Annotated in this window: 21 protein-coding genes, 1 tRNA gene and 1 pseudogene; 14 read left to right on the top strand and 9 right to left on the bottom strand. The window is 72.7% G+C overall.

The window, feature by feature from the left end:
• Positions 1–22 precede the first annotated feature (22 nt).
• The 3 genes from ACTMSW_RS25405 to ACTMSW_RS25395 all read left to right on the top strand — a co-directional run bounded on the left by ACTMSW_RS25405 (position 23) and on the right by ACTMSW_RS25395 (position 2,664).
• A complete protein-coding gene (locus ACTMSW_RS25405; RefSeq protein ID WP_441183189.1) occupies positions 23–808 on the top strand; it encodes a Stf0 family sulfotransferase in 786 nt (261 codons plus the stop codon).
• Positions 809–1,018: 210 nt separating this feature from the next.
• Positions 1,019–1,585, top strand: coding sequence for an RNA polymerase sigma factor (locus tag ACTMSW_RS25400; protein ID WP_441183188.1), 567 nt, complete (start codon positions 1,019–1,021; stop codon positions 1,583–1,585).
• Positions 1,582–2,664, top strand: coding sequence for a hypothetical protein (locus tag ACTMSW_RS25395; RefSeq protein ID WP_441183187.1), 1,083 nt, complete (start codon positions 1,582–1,584; stop codon positions 2,662–2,664). The genes ACTMSW_RS25400 and ACTMSW_RS25395 overlap by 4 nt, the downstream gene beginning before the upstream one ends.
• Positions 2,665–3,159: 495 nt before the next feature.
• Here the strand turns inward: ACTMSW_RS25395 and ACTMSW_RS25390 are convergent, their stop codons facing one another.
• Positions 3,160–3,690 (bottom strand): hypothetical protein, encoded by a 531-nt coding sequence (locus ACTMSW_RS25390; protein WP_441183186.1) that lies wholly within the window; start codon positions 3,688–3,690, stop codon positions 3,160–3,162.
• A gap of 177 nt (positions 3,691–3,867) precedes the next feature.
• Here ACTMSW_RS25390 and ACTMSW_RS25385 point away from each other — a divergent pair, with 177 nt between their 5' ends.
• Positions 3,868–4,101, top strand: a complete 234-nt coding sequence (locus ACTMSW_RS25385; RefSeq protein ID WP_441183185.1) for a GntR family transcriptional regulator — start codon at positions 3,868–3,870, stop codon at positions 4,099–4,101.
• A 358-nt stretch (positions 4,102–4,459) separates the two neighbouring features.
• Here ACTMSW_RS25385 and ACTMSW_RS25380 read toward each other — a convergent pair whose 3' ends face one another.
• The gene (locus ACTMSW_RS25380) at positions 4,460–4,714 is read right to left on the bottom strand and encodes a hypothetical protein (RefSeq protein ID WP_441183184.1); all 255 of its coding nucleotides are present in this window, start codon (positions 4,712–4,714) and stop codon (positions 4,460–4,462) included.
• A 359-nt stretch (positions 4,715–5,073) separates the two neighbouring features.
• On the opposite strand from ACTMSW_RS25380, the gene ACTMSW_RS25375 reads away from it, so the two are divergent.
• Positions 5,074–5,652 (top strand): hypothetical protein, encoded by a 579-nt coding sequence (locus tag ACTMSW_RS25375; RefSeq protein ID WP_441183183.1) that lies wholly within the window; start codon positions 5,074–5,076, stop codon positions 5,650–5,652.
• A 277-nt stretch (positions 5,653–5,929) separates the two neighbouring features.
• On the opposite strand, the gene ACTMSW_RS25370 is transcribed toward ACTMSW_RS25375, so the two are convergent.
• Entirely contained in the window at positions 5,930–6,370 is a 441-nt protein-coding gene (locus ACTMSW_RS25370) for a hypothetical protein (RefSeq protein ID WP_441183182.1), read from the bottom strand.
• Between the two features lie 90 nt (positions 6,371–6,460).
• Between ACTMSW_RS25370 and ACTMSW_RS25365 the strand changes: the two genes are divergently transcribed.
• Entirely contained in the window at positions 6,461–6,682 is a 222-nt protein-coding gene (locus ACTMSW_RS25365; RefSeq protein WP_441183181.1) for a tyrosine-type recombinase/integrase, read from the top strand.
• 79 nt (positions 6,683–6,761) lie between these two features.
• Here the strand turns inward: ACTMSW_RS25365 and ACTMSW_RS25360 are convergent.
• Positions 6,762–6,837, bottom strand: a tRNA-Arg gene (locus ACTMSW_RS25360).
• Positions 6,838–7,002: 165 nt separating this feature from the next.
• Here ACTMSW_RS25360 and ACTMSW_RS25355 point away from each other — a divergent pair.
• Positions 7,003–7,698, top strand: a complete 696-nt coding sequence (locus tag ACTMSW_RS25355) for a hypothetical protein (protein ID WP_441183180.1) — start codon at positions 7,003–7,005, stop codon at positions 7,696–7,698.
• Between the two features lie 123 nt (positions 7,699–7,821).
• On the opposite strand, the gene ACTMSW_RS25350 is transcribed toward ACTMSW_RS25355, so the two are convergent.
• The 3 genes from ACTMSW_RS25350 to ACTMSW_RS25340 form a co-directional block, all read right to left on the bottom strand.
• On the bottom strand, positions 7,822–8,853 hold the full coding sequence (locus tag ACTMSW_RS25350; RefSeq protein ID WP_441183179.1) for an alpha/beta hydrolase: 1,032 nt from the start codon (positions 8,851–8,853) through the stop codon (positions 7,822–7,824).
• A gap of 97 nt (positions 8,854–8,950) precedes the next feature.
• Positions 8,951–9,370, bottom strand: coding sequence for an HPF/RaiA family ribosome-associated protein (locus tag ACTMSW_RS25345; RefSeq protein WP_441183178.1), 420 nt, complete (start codon positions 9,368–9,370; stop codon positions 8,951–8,953).
• Positions 9,367–9,570, bottom strand: coding sequence for a hypothetical protein (locus ACTMSW_RS25340; protein WP_441183177.1), 204 nt, complete (start codon positions 9,568–9,570; stop codon positions 9,367–9,369). The genes ACTMSW_RS25345 and ACTMSW_RS25340 overlap by 4 nt, the downstream gene beginning before the upstream one ends.
• Positions 9,571–9,686: 116 nt before the next feature.
• On the opposite strand from ACTMSW_RS25340, the gene ACTMSW_RS25335 reads away from it, so the two are divergent.
• From ACTMSW_RS25335 to ACTMSW_RS25325, 3 genes are all read left to right on the top strand, one after another.
• Positions 9,687–10,505: a single-stranded DNA-binding protein gene (locus tag ACTMSW_RS25335; protein ID WP_441183176.1), complete on the top strand. Its 819-nt coding sequence runs from the start codon at positions 9,687–9,689 to the stop codon at positions 10,503–10,505.
• A gap of 271 nt (positions 10,506–10,776) precedes the next feature.
• Positions 10,777–11,778: a cobalamin biosynthesis protein gene (locus ACTMSW_RS25330; RefSeq protein WP_441183175.1), complete on the top strand. Its 1,002-nt coding sequence runs from the start codon at positions 10,777–10,779 to the stop codon at positions 11,776–11,778.
• On the top strand, positions 11,775–13,322 hold the full coding sequence (locus tag ACTMSW_RS25325) for a cobyric acid synthase (protein WP_441183174.1): 1,548 nt from the start codon (positions 11,775–11,777) through the stop codon (positions 13,320–13,322). The genes ACTMSW_RS25330 and ACTMSW_RS25325 overlap by 4 nt, the downstream gene beginning before the upstream one ends.
• A 28-nt stretch (positions 13,323–13,350) precedes the next feature.
• On the opposite strand, the gene ACTMSW_RS25320 is transcribed toward ACTMSW_RS25325, so the two are convergent.
• The gene (locus ACTMSW_RS25320) at positions 13,351–13,752 is read right to left on the bottom strand and encodes a rhodanese-like domain-containing protein (RefSeq protein ID WP_441183287.1); all 402 of its coding nucleotides are present in this window, start codon (positions 13,750–13,752) and stop codon (positions 13,351–13,353) included.
• Between the two features lie 6 nt (positions 13,753–13,758).
• Here ACTMSW_RS25320 and ACTMSW_RS25315 point away from each other — a divergent pair.
• From ACTMSW_RS25315 to ACTMSW_RS25300, 4 genes and pseudogenes are all read left to right on the top strand, one after another.
• Positions 13,759–14,589: pseudogene (locus tag ACTMSW_RS25315) on the top strand (uridine kinase family protein); the annotation flags it as partial.
• Positions 14,582–15,934, top strand: coding sequence for a dipeptidase (locus ACTMSW_RS25310; RefSeq protein WP_441183286.1), 1,353 nt, complete (start codon positions 14,582–14,584; stop codon positions 15,932–15,934). The pseudogene ACTMSW_RS25315 and the gene ACTMSW_RS25310, both read left to right, overlap by 8 nt.
• 77 nt (positions 15,935–16,011) lie before the next feature.
• Positions 16,012–16,218 carry a hypothetical protein gene (locus ACTMSW_RS25305; RefSeq protein ID WP_357035183.1) on the top strand — a complete coding sequence of 69 codons (207 nt, stop codon included), beginning with the start codon at positions 16,012–16,014 and terminating at the stop codon, positions 16,216–16,218.
• Positions 16,219–16,271: 53 nt separating this feature from the next.
• On the top strand, positions 16,272–17,855 hold the full coding sequence (locus tag ACTMSW_RS25300) for an ATP-dependent DNA ligase (protein ID WP_441183173.1): 1,584 nt from the start codon (positions 16,272–16,274) through the stop codon (positions 17,853–17,855).
• A gap of 163 nt (positions 17,856–18,018) precedes the next feature.
• Here ACTMSW_RS25300 and ACTMSW_RS25295 read toward each other — a convergent pair whose 3' ends face one another.
• Positions 18,019–18,840, bottom strand: a complete 822-nt coding sequence (locus tag ACTMSW_RS25295; RefSeq protein ID WP_441183172.1) for an SURF1 family cytochrome oxidase biogenesis protein — start codon at positions 18,838–18,840, stop codon at positions 18,019–18,021.
• Positions 18,841–18,896: the final 56 nt, after the last annotated feature.

Raw genomic sequence — 18,896 nt, 5'->3', positions numbered from 1 at the left:
TTCGGTTGCGCAGGCTGTCGCCGTGCGGTTGCGTGCGGCCATGCCCACCGACCAGATCGACTCGTACTTCGTCTGCGCCACCCCGCGCACCGGCAGTTCGGTCCTGCTCGGCCTGCTGGAGTCCACCGGTGTCGCCGGCCGCCCGCAGGCGTACTTCCGGTCCCCGGACGAGCCGCTGTGGGCCGACCGGTGGGACCTTCCGCGTACCGCCGGGGGCGGCTTTGACTACGCCGACTACGTACGGGCGGCGCTGGCCGCCGGTCGTACCGACAACGGGGTCTTCGGCGCGAAGCTCATGTGGGGGACGCTGGACGAGGTGGTCGACAAGCTCACCGCGGTGCACCCCGACCTGCGCGGCGACGACGTCGCGCTGCTGGACCGGGCCTTCGGGCGGACCGGGTTCGTGTTCCTGCGGCGGGACGACGTCGTGGCGCAGGCGGTGTCCTGGCTGCGCGCCGAGCAGACCGGCCGGTGGTTCGTCGGCGGCAACGGCGAGATCAGCGGTGACTCCGGCGAGGGACACGAACCCCGTTTCGATCCCGACGGCATCCGGGGCTTCGTCGAGACGATCCGGGAGCACAACGCGGCCTGGGAGGCGTGGTTCGCGACGTGGGGGATCCGTCCGCACCGGGTGAGCTACGAGGACCTCGACGCCGACATGACCGGCGCGGTCCACAGCGTCCTCGACTTCCTGGGCATCGACCTGCCCGAGGGCGGAGGCGGCGTCGTTCCTCGGCACCGCCGTCAGGCCGACGAGCTCAATCGGCGGTGGATCGCGCGGTACCGGGAGATCAGCCGACCACACTGAAGCGTCGCAGCGCCCAGCGCGGCGGGGGCCACCCGGTCGGGTCGTCCCCGGTGGTAGCTGGATGGGCTTCGGCCTGGGACTATGGCTCCTCGGCGGAGCTCAGGTCGAGCTTGTCCGCCGTGCCCGTGCACGGTTCGATCGGACTGACGAGCTGCGCGATTTCTGGATCGGGCTTGTCACGATGAGTGCTCGACCGGACATGGAGTAGGCGTGAGTTCCGGGACTGAGCACGAGGACCGCTTCCGCCGCGTCTACGCCGCCAACTTCGCGCCGCTACTCGCGTACGCCACACGGCGCGTCGAGCAGCCCGAGGACGCCGCCGACGTGGTCGCCGAGGCCTTCCTCGTCGCCTGGCGGCGCAGCCGCGACATGCCGCCCGAGGAAGAGGCCCGGCTGTGGCTGTACGGCGTGGCCCGGCGGGTGCTGGCCAACCACCACCGCGGCGGAGTCCGCCGGGAACGGCTGGGTGAACGGTTGCGGCAACGGCTCAGAGGCGCCGTCGCCGTCGACCCGGGCAGGGAGGTGCCCGAACGGCTCACGGTCCAGGCCGCGCTGGCCCGGCTGGGCGAGTTGGACCGGGAGGTGTTGATGCTGACCTTCTGGGAGGGACTGGAGCCGCGCGAGGCCGCTGCGGTCCTCCGCGTGAACCCGGCTGTGGTCCGTACCCGGCTGTCGCGTGCCCGCGCCCGGTTGCGAGATCTCGTCGGTGACGATCTCGGCCCGGCCGGACATGTACTCGACGTCATGGCCGTACCCGCCTCCGAGGAGGGCAGATGACCGACGAGCACCTCGACCGAATGGTCCGAGACGCCGACCCGTACCGACCCGAGGTCATCACGCACCTCGACGGGGCCGCGCAGAACCTCCTGGAGGAAATCATGTCCGTGCCAACCCTCGAATCCGTCGCCGGACCGCCGGGCAAGCGCCTCCGGGAACGCCGCGGCATGATGAGCGGCCTCGCCGGCGCAAGCGTCGCGGCCACCCTTCTCGCCGGTGTCCTGGCCGTTTCGATCATGAAGGGCGACCAGCCGGAAGGGCGCCCCGCGACCCCGGCGACGACCTCCGGAGCGACGGACCCGTCCGCGTATTCGGGGATGGTGCTCAAGGCGGTCGAAGAGAACCCTCGGCTGCTGATCGACCAGCCCGGCTGGAAGGCGATCACGGTCTACGGTTTCGCCGAGAAGGAGGGCACCATCGAGTTCCGCAACGGCGGACGGCAGGTGTCGATGAACTGGTATCCGGCCGGCCAGTACGACGGCTACCACGCGGATCGACGCCACGTCAGCAAGCCGGAGCCGGTGAAGGTCGACGGATGGCCGGCGGACCTGTTCCGGTACAGCGACAGCGACTTCGCGGTCATGCTCCGCCCCCGCGACAATTTCTTCGTCGAACTGCGTACCGGAGGCGCCTGGACGCGCAGCGAGTTCGACCGGGTTCTCGCCGACGTGGTGCGCGTCGACCCTCGTACGTGGCTGGCTGCACTGCCGACCGAGATCGTCACGCCGGAGCGGGCGGACGAGCAGGCGGCCAGGATGCTCGCCGACGTGCCGCTCCCTCCCGGCTTCGACACCACGACGCTGCGCACCCTCGGCATCAACGACGCCTACCAGTTCGGCGCCAAGGTGACCAGCCGGGTGGGCTGCGGGTGGATCGCCGAATGGCTGCGTGCGAAGAAGGCCGGCGACGCCGCCGCCCTCCAACGGGCCGCCGACGCGCTGCGCAGCAGCCACAAGTGGACCGTGCTGCACCAGATGAACGACAAGGGTGACTGGCCGGAGGTGTTCTGGGAGACCGCCGACGAGGTGGCCGCCGGAAAGCCGCCGGCCCAGTACGAAGAGGCCCTGGGCTGCAAGTAGCCGTACCGGATCGCTTTCGGGCAGGGCGCTGGGGATCAGCGGATCCTCAGCGCCCGCGTCTCGACCGGGAGCGGGAGGCCGCTGGCCTGCGGTCAGAATGGCGCGTCCGGCAGGATTCGGACCTGCGGCTTTGGGGTTGGAAGACGATTACGGATCGCTGGCCGGGCGGAGCCGCGAGGTCTTCCAGGTCCTGGTCGTCCCCCAGGCGTGGCCAGCCGGCTCGGCCCGCTTGCGGGCCGCCATGACTAGCTGCGGCTGCACAGCCTGCGGCACGTCTGCGCGACGTTCCTGCTCGTCTCCGGTGCCTTCCCCCGGACCGTGATGATCGAGCTGCGACGTAAGCCCTTGAGATCACGGTCGAGTACCTACGTTGGTTTGACCACAACCGACACTGGCTGGCGGCCCTCACGGTGCCAACGGGCACGAACCGCAGGTATCGGGACCGCCCACGGGCTAGGTAGGCGGTCCCGTCTGCTGGTGCTTCGGGCGCATGCCCTACGTCCAGTGCCCGTCATTGCGGGTTGCCTTGGCCACGTCCAGCAGGTGGCTCAGTCGGTACCGCAACACCCGCGCCTGCCTCGTCGACAAGATGAGGCTGGCTGCGAAAGCGCCCTCCACGCTGGTCACGTTCACCATCGGCGTGGCGGCCGGGCGCAACGCCTGGACGAGGGCCACGTCAACGATGAACGCCTCCGGCCGGTTGGTGGTCACGTGGCGGGCGCGAGAGCGGTGCTGGCCCCGGCGCTGGCAACCGTTCCGGTCGCACCAGCGCGGGTGTGCCAGTTCGGTCGGGACGTCGGCGAGGGTGCCGGTCGGGTAGACGTGCAGATAGCCGCACGGCCGATGCACGTTCAGTGCGATGCCGACCGGGTGGGCGTCAAGCCCGGCCCGAGTGGCGGCAGCGGTCACGCGGATGGTGTGCGCGGTACAGGTGTACGCGCAGGCGTCCAGGGATTCCGCTGTGTACAGCTCGATGCGGACTGTCGCAGGTTCTCCGCAGGCCGGCAGGGTGGGTAGGGTTCGCACGGGTCGCCTCCTAGCTGGGCGATCAAGGCCCTCGGTCAGCGGCGCAATCGCTGTACCGGGGGCCGCCTCTGTCTGAGCGTGACAAACGTACAGCCACTATACGTCTAGACACTAGACGTCTAGGCACTGGACAGCCCCGGACACGTACAGGGCGTGTGCGTGCCTACGCTCGCGCCCATGACGAGCCCACTGTCCAACGTGCCGCTCTACCGGCAGTTGGCGGACCTGCTCGCCAAGCAGATCGAAGAGGGCAAGCTCCGTCCCGGCCAGCCGCTGCCGAGCGAACTCCACTTGCAGCAGACCTACGGGGTGGCCCGAGGGACCGTGCGGATGGCGATGCGCGAGCTGCGCGACAGGGGGCTGGTCGTCACCGTGCACGCGCGGGGCACCTTCGTCGCCGAACAGGGCTGACCACGCCGTGCCGGCTGCCCTGTCCATGCACTCGATCTGATCTGGCGCGGCCGTCGCCGCGACAAGCTGGCTCATCGATCAACCTCAGCACAACGGTCCACCGAGTAGGTGTGGTGATCGTGCCGACCGGGAGCGGGAAGCCGCTGACCTGCGGTGTGGGTGGCGCGCCCGGCAGGATTCGCACCTGCGGCCTTGGGATGAGAAGAAGATTGCGGCGGCCTGCTGGGAGGCCGTTACCCCTGCTCAGAGCGCCTGCCGGCGTCTGGGGACGTCGGCCTGGGTTCGGCGGCTTGGCTGTACCGCTGGCTGTACAGCCAGCGGTGTCCGCACGCTGGGCTTCGGCGCTGGTCGCAGCACTTCAGCGGTAGAGCTCGCCGGGGTATGAGTCAAGCTGGCCGTTGTTCCGCTTCACCATGAGGTGATGTTGCGGCCTTCGGTGCTCAACCAGTCGGTGGTCCTCGATCCAGATCGTCTCGCCGGCTTGGACCAGGACGGGGTGCTCGGGCACGAAGTTGTGCCAGTCGGTGATCAGCGTCAAGCGGTCCGCCTGCTCCGGCAACCCCCTGTACGGCTCATTCATGCTGGGACCGATGTACCGGCTCTTCTTGCTCATGTGCCCCCAGTCGGTCGCCCGTCCGTCCGTCCGTCCCATACGGTGCAGGCAGTGTGGACGCGGGCGAAGCTGCTCGGCAATGCCCTGGCTTGACCTGCGTCGCCACGCTGGCTGCCACGTCCAGGAACTGACCGCGTTGACCCCGGTCGCCCCTCCCGACGGGCATGCAACGGGCACGGTGCGACCGAGGAACTATGAGATCACGTTGACCGCCATGGCGACCTGGGCGCATGGGGCCCAGCAGCGGAAGTGCTTCGCGACATGTCGCACTTCCCTCTTGCTGGCCGTCGACCTCTTGCGGACTGGATGTGAACCGGTGACGAGGACGGCGGTGGACAGGTTGGCCCTACGCTTCCGACATGGCAATAGAGCATGGGTTCATCGACCTAGATCAGAAAGAGGGTGGTCCTGCCGGATCGGACGAGAGTCCGGGCGAGCGCGTGCCGTCTAGACGCCGTGTGGCGCTGTACCTCGTCGGTACCTTCGCTCTCGGTGTGGCGCTCGGCGGTGTCGGGGTTGCCAAGTTCCAGGAACGCCGCGAACAACAGGCGCAGCCGGCCACGGTCGCGGTCGACGCCATGGCCGGCCCAGCCAGCGGAGGCACCGGACGCGACGGGAATGCCGAGGTGGACGCCCAGTTGACGGTCGTTAACGCTGGTTCCACACCGGTCATGGTTCGTTTCGTCGGAGCTCAGGAGACGGGCGTACTGGTACGCGACACCGGCCAGTCACTGTTGTTGGTCCCGGGCAGCACAGGCGGGATAGACGTCCGGCTGATGGTTGATTGCGGCATGGCTGGCCCGAATCCTCTGCCGCTGCGCTTCTCAGTACAGACCCCCGATCAGCAAACCGGTGAGTTCACCTTCCCGGTTGAGGTGAGCGCCTGGCACGAGCGCATCGACGCACTTTGTAACGCCTCGCCTGCGGCGACGGGGTGACAGGCTGTATCCAGGAAGCGGATCTCCTCGTCGGGGAGTCGTAGACCTTCTAGCCTCCTCGGACGGGCACAGCCTTGATGATCGCCAAGACCGAGGGCGGAAGCCGCTGACCTGCGGTCTGCGTGGCGCGCCCGGCAGGATTCGAACCTGCGGCCTTGGGATGAGAAGAAGATCAGCGCCGGCTGGTCGGGCGGCTGTACCCCTGGGCAGCCTTGTCGGGTCACGTCGGCATCAGTGGGTCGCGTTGGCTGTACGGATTGGCTGTACGAGGTTCGCCTCACCCGCCCCCGTGAAGCTTTCGCTGGTAGTAAGCCGCAACCTGAGCAAGATGCTCGCCGTACTCCGGCTCGCTCGGGTGATACTCGACCGTACGGTCGTCGCGGAATGGGGTCAGCCAGCGATGGTAGGTGCTCTGCTCTCGTTCAGCGGCGTGGATTGCGCGGAGAATGACCGGCCGATAGACCAGCTCCGCCCGCCAGTTCCCCACGTACTTCGCCTTGATGTGCGCGGTCACCGGTCGGCGCCGCCGGTTGGCGTACCCGATCACGGTGATCGTCTCGTATCCCAACCCGGTGAAGCCGCCGACCACGTAGAGCTTCGCCCCGGCGGGAAAGATCTTCTGACTGCGGAAGTCCGCCTGCGGCCCGTCCGGGCTGTACGGGTACGGCAGCAGGTTGCCCACCATGCACCACTCCGGGCTCCATGTCTCCTCAGCCACGGGAGGAAACTACTGGAGTTCCGTGCCGGCGCAGACCCTCGCCCTGTTCCGCGCGCACCGTCGACAGCAAGCGGACCACATCGACCGGACGTGGCACAAGATCCGGGTGGCGGCTGGCCCCGACTGGCTGCGCTGCACGATCTGCGGCACGCCTGCGCGACGTTCCTGCTCGTCTCCGGTGCCTCGCCCCGAACGGTGATGAAGGTGCTCGGGCACAGCCAGATCGGGCTGACGATGAACACCTACGCGCACGTCCTGCCGGAGATCGAGCGGGCCGCCGTGGACGAGGCCGCGAAGCACCTCTTCGGCTGACGTGGCTGTACGAATGGCTGTACGGGGGCGTGGTGATCGTCTCGACCGGAAGCGGGAAGCCGCTGACCTGCGGTGGGAGTGGCGCGCCCGGCAGGATTCGAACCTGCGGCCTTGGGATTAGAAGTCCCCTGCTCTATCCGCTGAGCTACGGGCGCGTGCCGTGGGTGTCGCGCCAAGAGGGTACCGCCGCCCGCTGGTCCGGCGGGTGCACGGGTGGACGCGGCCACGTCGCCGATCAGGGTCGCACGGACCGGCGGCCGAGGTCATCCGGGTTCCGCCGTCCGGTCGGCCCGGCCTCCGGCACGCCGTACCCTCGGCTCGTGCTACTTGATCGAGAGACCGAGAGCGACGTCGCGTCCGAGTTGTGCCAGCTCTTCGGCCGCGCCATCCTGCCCGTGCGCGCGGAGGACGCGGGGGAGGACCGCTTCGGCACCGCGTTCTTCTGCACCGGGCCGGGGCGGGACGAGTACCTGCTCACCGCCGCCACGGTGACCCACGTACCCGGCGTGATCCTGGGTCTGCGGCCCAGCGTCACCGAGCCGGCCGGCGTCGCGGGGGACTCCGCCGACGTCGACGGTGCGGCCTGGGTCAGGTCGGCCGGCGTGCCGGTGGCCGTCCTCCCCACCACGAGACTGCACGAGGAGGCGGCGGGGCAGGGCTGGCACTGGCGTACGCAGGCGGTGCCGGACGCCCTCGCGGCCGACACGGACGCGATCACCCGGATCGGCGTGGAGCCCGGATCGGCCATCGTCCTCGCGCTCGGCGTCGGCGCGGACGGCTCTCGGCCGCTGGAGGTGGCGATCGAACGCGTCGCCCGGCACGGCGACACCGTTCGTCTCGACGCCGAACTGCCGGACGGCTACCTGGGTGCTCCGGTCTTCGGCGTCCAGGACGACGACGGCGAGATCGGGCTACGGTGCCTGGGGCTGGTGCTGCCCGCGCGCGACGGCGGGCACCCGGTGGCCACGTTCGACGGTATCCGCGCCGCCCTCGCGGACCTCCCCACCGCCCCCTGACCCGGACGCCGGCCCGGCCAAGGCGGACCAATGGAGATCTTGGTAGGAAACGGCCCCCAGAGGGGCCGAAATCCTCCAAGATCGCCGAGCGGGACCGGCGGGGCGGGGCGGCGGGGCGGCGGGTCAGACGCCTGGTGCGGTGGCGTCCGCTGATTCCGCCGGCTGTCGGCTCGCCGGCGGCGTCGGCTGGCCGGCCGGGGCCGTGGGTCCGGCGCCGAGGAAGGCGTCGGCCCAGCGTCCGACCTCGTCGAACACCTTCTGGCGTACGGCGGGGCCGGAGAGCGTGAGGTCGTGCATCCCGCCGTCGAAGCGGGCGAGGGTGACGTGCCGGCCGAGGCGGGGCGCCCAGCGGACCATGTGCTCGACGTCGAGCACCGCGTCGGCGAGCGTGGCCGACTCGTGCCACTTCATGCCCTTGAAACTGCGGGTGGAGCAGGCGAGCAGGATCGGCACACGGATGTCCAGACCGGCCCGGAGCTGCTGCTGGCCGCGCCGGACCGCGGCCAGCCAGCCGGCCCGGACGGGGAACCCGGCGAGCGGCTTCCATTCCAGGTCGAAGGTCCACTCGCCGCGGTGCTGGGCGTGGATGCTCTGGCCGTACACGGAGCCGAGGCCGGGACGGACGACGCGCTTCGGCGCGCTGCGGGCCAGGCGCGCGACGGCGGCCGCGCCGGGCCGGCGCAGCACCCAGGGGAGGTTGAGGTCGAAGAACGGGCTGTTGAGGAACAGGCCGTCGACGACGCCGGCCTCCCGGCGGGCGTGCGCCCAGAGGGAGACGATCAGGCCGCCGGTGGAGTGGCCCATGCCGAGCAGGATGTCGTGGCCGTCGTCCTCGCGAATGATCTTCGCGGCGGCGTCCAGCTCGGGGAAGTACTCCGCCAGGTCGGTGCAGAAGTTCGCGGTCTGGTGCGGCAGCAGGCTGCGGCCGTACTTGCGCAGGTCCAGCGCGTAGAAGTCCCAACCCCGGTCGGCGAAGAAGTCGGCCAGGTGGGTCTGGAAGAAGTAGTCGACGAAGCCGTGCACGTAGAGCACGGCCCGCCCGGTGGGGCGGTCGGCCCGACGGCGGACTAGGGTGGCGACCACCGGTCCCTCGTCGTCGGCGCCCAGGTCGATCGTCTGCCGCTCGTAAGGCGGGCCCAGCACGTCGGGTTCCACGAACGCGACGCTACGCCCGCCTGCTACCGGGCGGTAGCCCCTGGCGTGCCCGCCCCCGCCCGGCCGCACCGGCGGGCGGGGGCGTCGGGCGTACGCCTCAGGCGGTCTCGGCGTCGGCGCGGACGGGCTCGGTGTCCTCGTCGGCCGGGGCGCCGGCCTGCGGGGGAAGCTCCCGCAGGTGCTTGTTGTGCCGGGGCTCCTGCCGCGTCTTGGAGTCGTTGAGCCGGCGCCGCAGGTCGTCCCGGACGTCGTTCAGCGCGGCGTGCAGGTCCTCCTCGGAGGAGGTGGTGACGATCTTCTGCCGGCCGGCGATCCAGCACTCCAGGGTGACCTTCTGACCCCTGGCCTCGCGGTCCTTCACCGACACCTCCAACTCGGTGGCGTCGGCGTGGAAGCCGGCGAGCCGGGCGTCCAACGTGGCGAACTGCTCGGCGATCCAGTTCCGGTCGCCCTGCGAGAACCCCGCGCCGACCCGCAGGCACTCCGCCACGGTCGCCGGGTTGCTGACGGCGCTCATCGCTGCACCCGACCGGTGCCGATGGTGGTCATCTTCATGATCGCTGACCTTTCGTTCGTGGTGCTGTCCGCGGTGCGGTTGATCAAATCCATACCCAGCCGACCGTCGTTCGGAACGTGACGAACACCCGACAGCCCGTGCGGGTGCTTCGGAGTTGACCGGCCGTAGCACACGGACACCGTGATCAGGTCGTTGTCCACAGCCGCTCCGGTTGTCCACAGGCGGGCCGTCGGTGCTCGCGCGAGCCGCCGTCCGGACGCAGGCTCGGCGTCGAGTCGACTCGCGATGGCAAGCCCGATCTCCCCCTGGAGGGACGATGTTCGACACGTACGTCACGATCGTGGGCAACGTGCTCACGGCCCCGGAGTGGCGCCGCACCACCCAGAGCAACACCCTGGTGGCCAACTTCAAGGTCGCCTCCACCGCCCGCCGGCTCGACCGCGACAGCGGCCGGTGGGTCGACGGCAACAGCCTCCGCGTCCGCGTGAACTGCTGGCGCAAGCTCGCCGAGGGAGTGGCCGCCTCGATCATGGTGGGCGACCCGGTGGTCGTCTGCGGTCGGCTCTACACCCGCGACTGGACCGACGACGCGGGCAACCACCGCACCCTCTACGAGCTGGAGGCGGTCGCGGTGGGGCACGACCTGTCCCGTGGCCGGGGTCGCTTCCTGCGCAATCGGCCGACCATGTCCACCAGCACCGTGCAGGATGCCGAGGCCGAGCAGCGGGTGCACGGCGAACCGACCGAGCCGGTGCCGGACGGCGACGCCCCGGCCGTGCTCGACGACGGACCGCTGGACGAGGACTTCGAGCTGTCCGGGTTCCCGGTGCGGGGCCGGCGTGAGCTGTCCCCCTTCGCCGGGGCGACGGACCCGTTCGACGAGGACGCCGACGAGCTGGCCGACGGTGCGGGCGCGGCCGAACTCCGGTGGGACGGCACGGACGCCTCGGGAGCCGCTGACCGATCTGACGGTTCGGCCGAGGGCGACACGTCGGTCGAGGGCGACGCCTCGGGCGGTGCCGGCGGCTCCGACGGTCCGGGCGATGACCTGGACCCGGTGCCGGACAGCGGCGCTGCCGGCTCGTCGACCGGGCGGGGGCGACGGAGCCGGGGGCGCGTGCCGCAGCCGGCCTGACCGGGCCGCTGCGGCGGGCTGGCCGGACGGTGCCGGTCCAGTGGACCGGTCCGGCGGGGGGACCCGGCGCGGCCGGTGTGATCAGGCCGCCCGGTGGGCGCGGGGAACGGGGGCGGGGTGGCGGCGGTACGAGCCGCCGCCACCCCGGTGCCGGGTTCCCGGCCGACGACGCGGGAACCGCCGGGGGGCGGGGCGTGGGATCGCCGGGGTCGCTCGGGCAGCGGACCGTGGGCGGTGCTCGGCTAGGCTGGCCGGCCGGAGGTGATGGCCGGTGCGGCACGCGACGCCGGTGGCGACCGCGGTGGGGCTCGTCGCGGGGTACGCCCTGGACACGCTGCTCGGCGACCCGCGTCGCGGGCACCCCGTGGCCGGCTTCGGTCGGGCCGCCTCCGCCCTGGAACGACGCCTCTACCGACCGGACCGCGCGGCCGGTGCCGCGTACACCGCTGCGGCGGTCGGCGTGCCGGTGCTGCTCGGCGCGGCAGCCAACGCCGCCACGCGACACCGGCCGGTGGCCCGGGCGGTGCTGGTCGCCGCCGCCACCTGGACGGTCCTCGGCGGGCGCACCCTGCGGCACGAGTCCAGGGTGATGGGGCGGGCACTGCGCCGCGGTGACCTGCCCGCGGCGCGGCGGCGGCTCGGTCACCTCTGCGGCCGGGACCCGTCCGCCCTGGACGAGCCCGAGCTGGCCCGTGCCACCGTCGAGTCGGTCGCCGAGAACACCTCCGACGCGGTCGTCGCCCCGCTGCTCTGGGGGGCGGTCGCCGGGCTGCCCGGCCTGCTCGGGTACCGCGCGGCGAACACCCTCGACGCGATGGTCGGACACCGCTCGGCGCGGTACGCCCGGTTCGGCACCCCGGCGGCCCGCCTCGACGACCTGCTCAACCTGGTGCCCGCCCGGGTGACCGGGCTGCTGACCATCGCGGTCGCGCCGGTGGCGAACGGGGACCGCGAGCGGGCCTGGCGGGTGTGGCGCCGGGACCGCAACGACCACCCGAGCCCGAACGCGGGCCAGTGCGAGGCGGCGATGGCCGGGGCGCTGGGCGTACGGCTCGGGGGGCGCAACGTGTACTTCGGGCGGTCGGAGGTGCGCCCGTACCTCGGTGACGGCCCCCACCCCGAGGCGCGGCACCTCAAGCGGGCCGCCAAGGTCTCCGGCGCGGTCGGGTTGGCCGCCCTCGGGCTCGCCGCCGCGTACCCGCTGACGCTCGGCCGGCTGGTCGGCGCCACCGGCCGCCGCGTGTTCGGTGCCCGCCGGGGGGCCGGGTGGTGAGCGGTGGTCTGCTCGTCGCCGGCACCACGTCCGACGCCGGCAAGAGCGTGCTCACCGCCGGCATCTGCCGCTGGCTGCACCGGCGGGGCGTGAAGGTGGCGCCGTTCAAGGCGCAGAACATGTCCAACAACTCGGCGGTCGTCGTCGGGCCGGACGGGCGGGGCGGGGAAATCGGCCGGGCCCAGGCGATGCAGGCAGCGGCCTGCGGGATCGCCCCCGACCTGCGGTTCAACCCGGTGCTGCTCAAGCCGGGCAGTGACCTCGCCAGCCAGGTGGTGCTGCTCGGCGAGGCCGTCGACACGATCACCGCCGGCACCTTCCGGGTGTTGCGGCCCCGGCTGGCGGAGACCGCGTACGCGGCCCTGGCCGAGCTGCGGGCCGCGTACGACGTGGTGATCTGCGAGGGGGCGGGCAGCCCGGCGGAGATCAACCTGCGCGCCGGGGACTACGTGAACATGGGGCTGGCCCGGCACGCCCGGCTGCCCACCATCGTGGTCGGCGACATCGACCGGGGCGGCGTGTTCGCCTCGATGTTCGGCACGGTGGCGCTGCTGGACCCGGCCGACCAGGCCCTCGTCGCCGGCTTCGTGATCAACAAGTTCCGGGGTGACCTCGGGCTGCTCCAGCCGGGGCTGGACATGCTGCGCCAGGTGACCGGCCGGCCCACGTACGGGGTGCTGCCCTGGTCGCTCGACCTGTGGCTGGACGCGGAGGACTCGCTGGCGTACGGGCGGGTGCTGGGCCGGCCGGCGGCCCCGCGCGGCACCGACTGGCTGGACGTGGCGGTGGTCCGGCTGCCCCGGATCAGCAACGCCACCGACGTGGAGGCGCTCGCCACCGAGCCCGGTGTCCGCGTGCGGCTCACCGTCGAGCCGGCCGAACTGGCCGCCGCCGACCTGGTCGTCCTCCCCGGCTCGAAGTCGACCGTGGCCGACCTGGCCTGGCTGCGGGAGACCGGCTTGGCCGACGCCGTGCTGGCGCACGCCGCCGCCGGCAGGCCGCTGCTCGGCATCTGCGGCGGTTTCCAGATGCTGGCCCGCGCGATCCACGACCCGGTGGAGAGCCGGCGGGGGAGCGTGCCGGGGCTAGGCCTGTTGCCGATCGAGATCACCTTCGACCCGCGCAAGACCGTGCGGCAGTCGGTGGGCACGGTCGACGGTGACGTCCCGGTGCGCGGCTACGAGATCCACCACGGGTACGTCTCCTCCGCCGACCCGGCTCTGGCTCCGCTGCTGACCCGCGCCGACGGGACGGGCGAGGGGGCGGTGGCCGGCGCGGTACGGGGCACCCACTGGCACGGTGCCTTCGAGTGCGACGAGTTCCGCCGTCGCTTCCTCACCGAGGCGGCCCGGCTGGCCGGCCGCACCGGGTTCCGGGTGGCTCCGGACACGTCCTTCGCCGCCGCCCGCGAGCGGTCCCTGGACCTGCTCGGCGACCTCGTCGAGGAGCACCTGGACACCGACGCGCTGTGGCGCCTCGTCGAGGCCGGGCCGCCCGCGGGCCTGCCGTTCATCCCGCCCGGCGCGCCGACACCGAGGGGCTAGCCCCGCGCCGACACCGAGGGGCCAGCGCTCAGGGGCGGACGTCGGCCGGGCGGTCGGACATCGGCAGCCCCGCCGCCCGCCACGCCTCCACGCCCCCGATGATGTCGGTGGCCCGGTGCAGGCCCAGCGCCCGCAGGCTGGCCACCGCCAGGCTGGAGCTGTAGCCCTGGCGGCACGCCACGACGACCTCCAGGTCGTACCCGGTCGCCTCGGGGATCCGCCAGGCGCTCGCCGGGTCCAGCCGCCACTCCAGCACCGTCCGGTCCACGACGATGGCGCCGGGCAGGTCGCCCTGCTCCCGCCGCTGCGACTCGGTGCGGGTGTCGATCAGCAACGCCCCGGCACGGACCGCCTCGACGGTCTGCTCGGGGGTCAGCCGGCGTACCCCGGCGCGGGCCTGCTCCAACAGGGCGTCGACGCCCGGACTCATCACGCTGTGGGCCACGAACCGATCCTGCCGCCCCGCCGGCCGGTTCGCCCGCCCAACGGCCGGGTCCCCGTCCACGACCGCCCGAACGGGCGACGCCGCGCCGTCGGGGGCCGGGCCGCCGGTTACCGTCGGCGGCGTGACGGTCGCGGTGATGGAGGCGTACGCGCGGCTCGCCCGCCGGGTGGGTGCCGCGCCGGCGCGGTTGGGGCGTACCCGACTGGTGGCCGTCGACGGGCCGAGCGGCGCGGGTAAGAGCGTGTTCGCGTCGCGGCTCGCGGACGCCCTGACGGCGGCGGACGGCGGCGCGCGACCGCCGGTGGTGCACACCGACGACCTGCTCGACGGATGGGACGACCAGCTCACCTTCTGGCCACGCCTGGAGGAATGGGTGCTGGCGCCGCTGCGCGCGGGCCGACCGGGGTCCTACCGGCGGTACAGCTGGGTGCGGCGCCGCTTCCTGCCCCGCCCGGTGCCGGTTCCGGTGGCGCCGGTGCTGATCGTGGAGGGGGTGAGCACGGCGCGGGTGGCGGCGGGTCCGGACCTGTCCCTCGTGGTCTTCGTCACCGCGCCGGCGCCGCTGCGGCTCACCCGGGCGGTGGAGCGCGACGGCCCCGAGATCCTGCCCGAGCTGCGGCGGTGGCACGCCGGTGAGCGGGCGCACTTCGCGGCGGACGGCACCGAGGCGCGGGCGGACCTGGTGGTGGACGGCGCGCCCACCCTGCCGCACGACGCCACCCGGTACTACGTCCGCCGCCGGTGACGCTCGGCCGGCTCGGTCGGTGCGACCCGGTAAGGCCGTCATACGATGCCGGTCATGACCACACCGATCATGTCCGAGTCCGACCTGCGGGCCGCCGTCGAGCGGGAGATGCCCGGCGTCCGCGCCGACCTGGAACGCCTCGTCCGCATCCCGGGGATCGCGTTCGACGGCTTCGACCACTCGCACGTCGAGCGTTCCGCCGAGGCGGTCGCGGAGCTGCTGCGCGGCTGCGACCTCGACGTGCGGATCGTGCGCTCCGGCGGCCAGCCGGCCGTGATCGGTCGGAAGGCCGCCCCGCCCGGCGCGCCGACGGTGCTGCTCTACGCCCACCACGACGTCCAGCCGGTCGGCGACCGGTCGCTGTGGGAGTCCGACCCGTTCGAGCCGGTCGAGCGGGACGGCCGCCTCTACGCCCGGGGCGCCGCCGACGACAAGGCCGGCATCATGGCGCACGTCGCGGCGCTGCGGGCGTTCGGCGACGCGCTCCCGGTGGGTGTGGTGCTGTTCATCGAGGGCGAGGAGGAGTTCGGCTCCGACTCGCTGGAGCGGCTGCTCGACGAGCACCGCGACGAGATCGCCTCGGACGTCATCGTGATCGCCGACTCCGGCAACTGGGACATCGGCGTACCGGCGCTGACCACCTCGCTGCGCGGCATCGTCAACTGCTTCGTCGAGGTCCGTACGCTCGACCACGCTGTGCACAGTGGCATGTTCGGCGGTGCGGTGCCGGACGCCCTCACCGCGCTGGTGCGGCTGCTCGCCACCCTGCACGACGACGCCGGTGACGTGGCGGTGGACGGCCTGGTCGCCCGGGAGGGCGCGAGCGTCGACTACCCCGAGGACCGGATCCGGGCCGAGGCCGGGCTGGCCGAGGGCGTGCAGTTCATCGGCACCGGCCGGATCACCGACCGGATCTGGACGAAGCCGGCGGTCGCCGTGCTGGGCATCGACGCGCCGGCCACCGGCGAGGCGCCGAACGCCCTGGTCCCGGCCGCGAAGGCGAAGCTGAGCGTACGGCTCGCGCCGGGTGACGACCCGAAGCGCGCGTACGCGACCGTACGGACGCACCTGGAGAAGCACGCGCCGTGGGGCGCGCAGGTCACCGTGACCCTGGAGCACGACGGCGACCCGTGCGTCATCGAGGCGTCCGGCCCGATGTTCGACGCGGCGCGCTCGGCCTTCCGCAGCGCCTGGGACGGCACCGACCCGGTGGACATCGGCATCGGCGGCTCGATCCCGTTCATCGCCACCTTCCAGGAGATGTTCCCGCAGGCCGCGATCCTGGTCACCGGCGTGGAGGACCCGCACGCGCGGGCGCACGGGCCGAACGAGAGCCTGCACCTGGGGGAGTTCGCCCGGGTCTGCCTGGCCGAGGCGTTGCTGCTGGCCAACGTGGCCCGGGCGGGCACGCACGGGGCCTAGGTGTCGGAACCGTAACTTCCCGGTTCATCCGGGAGTTTGCGGTGTGTCGGGCGCGGGGCTGTTATAGCCTTTCGAACATGAGTACGAACGAGGTCATGTCCCGGCTGGAAGCCGCGGTCAGCGCTCTGGGGGACGTCGACGTCTCCGCGTGGTCCGAGGACACGCTGAAGGAACAGCTCGGTGAGCTCTCCGCCGCCCTGGTCGCGCTGGACACGTTGCTGTCCCGGGTCGCCGACGAGGTTCGTGCCCGCGGGCTGCGCATCGAGGAGCCCGTCTCCGCCTGACCGGGCACGGCAATGCCCGGGTGGTGTCGGGGGTGGCTGGCAGGATGGTGCCCGTGCGGTTCCTGGATCTGGCAGCCACCTCCGCCGCCGTCGGCGCGACCAGCGGCCGGCGCGCGAAGGTGGAGCTGCTCGCCGAGGCGTTGCGCCGGCTCGCGCCGGACGAGATCGCGCCGGGCTCGGGCTATCTCGCCGGGGAGCTGCGCCAGCGGCAGACCGGTGTGGGCTGGGCCAGTCTGCGTGACCTTCCTCCGCCGGCCGACGTTCCCACGCTGACGGTGGCCGCCGTGGACGCGGCGATCGACAGGATCGCGGCGGTGAGCGGTGCCGGCTCGCAGGCCCGGCGGCGCGCCCTGCTGCACGCGCTCTACGGTGCGGCGACCGCCGAGGAGCAGCGGCTGCTGACCGGGCTGTTCAGCGGGGAGCTGCGCCAGGGCGCCCAGGCGGGCCTGCTCGCCGACGCGGTGGCGCGGGCGGCCGAGGTTCCGGTCGCCTCCGTACGCCGGGCGCTCCTGCTCGCCGGTGACCTGCGGGCGGTCGCGGTGGCCGCGCTCGACGGCGGCGCGGCGGCGCTCGCCGCCTTCGGTCTCCAGGTCGGCCGTCCGCTGGCGCCGATGCTCGCGCAGAGCGCACCGTCGGTGGACGAGGCGCTGGCGGCCACCGGCACGCCGGCCGTGGTCGACGTGAAGCTCGACGGCATCCGCATCCAGGTGCACCGCTCCGGCCGGGACATCGCCGTCTTCACCCGCAGTCTGGACGAGATCACCACCCGCGTGCCCGAGGTGGTGGCCGCCGTGCGGGCGCTGCCCGCGCGGGAGCTGGTGCTCGACGGCGAGGCGATCGGCCTGGACGCGACCGGCCGGCCACTGCCGTTCCAGCAGACGTCGAGCCGGGCGGCCCGCCGCACCACGCCCAGCACCACCGGCGGCACCCCGGTCGCCCCGGCGGTGCTGGCCGCTGCCGAGACCACCGGCGAGACCGTCCTGACGCCGTACTTCTTCGACCTGCTGCACCTCGACGGCGAGGACCTCATCGACCGGCCGGGCCGGGAGCGCTGGGCGGCGCTGGCCGGCGCGGTCGACCCGTCGATGCTGGTCGGCCGGATGGAGGTCGACGACCCGGAGCGGGCCGGCGCGGCCTTCGCGGCGGCGATCGACGCCGGGCAGGAGGGCGTGGTCGTCAAGGCGCCCGACGCGCCGTACGACGCGGGCCGGCGTGGTGCCGCCTGGGTGAAGGTGAAGCCGCGCCACACCCTGGACCTGGTGGTGCTCGCGGTGGAATGGGGCAGCGGCCGGCGGCAGGGCTGGCTCTCCAACCTGCACCTGGGTGCCCGTGACCCGCGCACCGGCGACTTCGTCATGCTCGGCAAGACGTTCAAGGGGCTCACCGACGAGCTGCTGCGCTGGCAGACCGAGCGGTTCCTCGACCTCGCCGTCGAGCGTGGCGACTGGGTGGTCCGGGTCCGCCCCGAGCAGGTCGTCGAGATCGCGTTCGACGGGGTGCAGACCAGCTCCCGCTACCCGGGCGGGATGGCGCTGCGCTTCGCCCGGGTGGTGCGTTACCGCGACGACAAGAGCGCCGCCGAGGCCGACACCATCGACGCCGTGCGCGCCATCCACGCGGGCCGGGCCAGCGGCTGATCGGCTGGCCGAGCCCGCCGGTCACGGCCGACCCGGAGCTGCGAAGTGCCCAGGGCGATATACCTGGCAGGCATGAATATGACTGTCCGGTATATCGCTCGGCGACCTCCGCGGCCGTCAGGTGACCGCCCCGCCGCCGACACCGGCGCACGGGGGGCGACCGTCAGGCGATGCCGGGAGTGACGGGTTCGGCGGCGCGGTCGACGGGCCGTTCCTCCACGAGGCCGGCCCGACGGCGGGCCTCCCGGCGGGCGGCCCAGCCGTAGCCGACCAGCGCCATCCCCGCGAAGATCCACCACTGCACGACGTAGCCGAGGTTCTGCCAGTTGTTGGCGTGCCCCACCGGGACGGCGACGAACGTCGGGTCGGCCGCCGGGCTCTGCTCGTCCAGCAGCACGTAGCCACCGTGCACGGGATAGGGCAGCTCACGGGCCAGCCGGGGCAGGTCGATACGACGCGTCTCCAGCCTGCCGTCGCGCCGGGTGACGGAGCCCGCCCCCTCCTCGCCGGTGCGGACCCGGCCGGCCACGGTCACCTCGCCGGCCGGCGTCGGGGGCAACGGCGGCTGGGCGGTGGCGTCGGCGCCCGGCGCCGGTGGGATCCAGCCCCGGTTCACCAGCACGGCGGTGCCGTCGGCGAGGACCAGCGGGGTCAGCACCTCGAACCCGACCCTGCGCTCCACCGAGCGGCCCCGGACCAGGACCACGTTCGCGGCGTCGTAGCGGCCGGTGGCGCTGACCTTGGTCCAGGTCTTCTCCTCGGTGGGAGCGGGCCCGAGGGCGCCCGAACCGCCGGTCGGCGCGGCCAGCGCGTCGCGCAGCGGCACCGGGTCCATCCGCTGGCCCGCGTCGATCCGCTCGTTGATCACGGTCCGACCGTGGTAGCGGTCCAACTGCCAGTTGCCGAGCAGCACCATCACCACCGCGGCGACCAGGGTCAGCGCGAGGATGCCCAGCCAGCGCGGGGTCAGCAGGAACCGGTACACGACGACGAGGTTACCCCTGTGACCCGGGCCACCGGCCGGGACGGCCCGGTCCGCTA

This window comes from Micromonospora sp. BQ11, from assembly GCF_052068135.1.
Classification (GTDB): domain Bacteria; phylum Actinomycetota; class Actinomycetes; order Mycobacteriales; family Micromonosporaceae; genus Micromonospora.
Note: the sequence above shows the minus strand (reverse complement) of the source record. Positions and strands in the feature narration are given on the sequence as shown.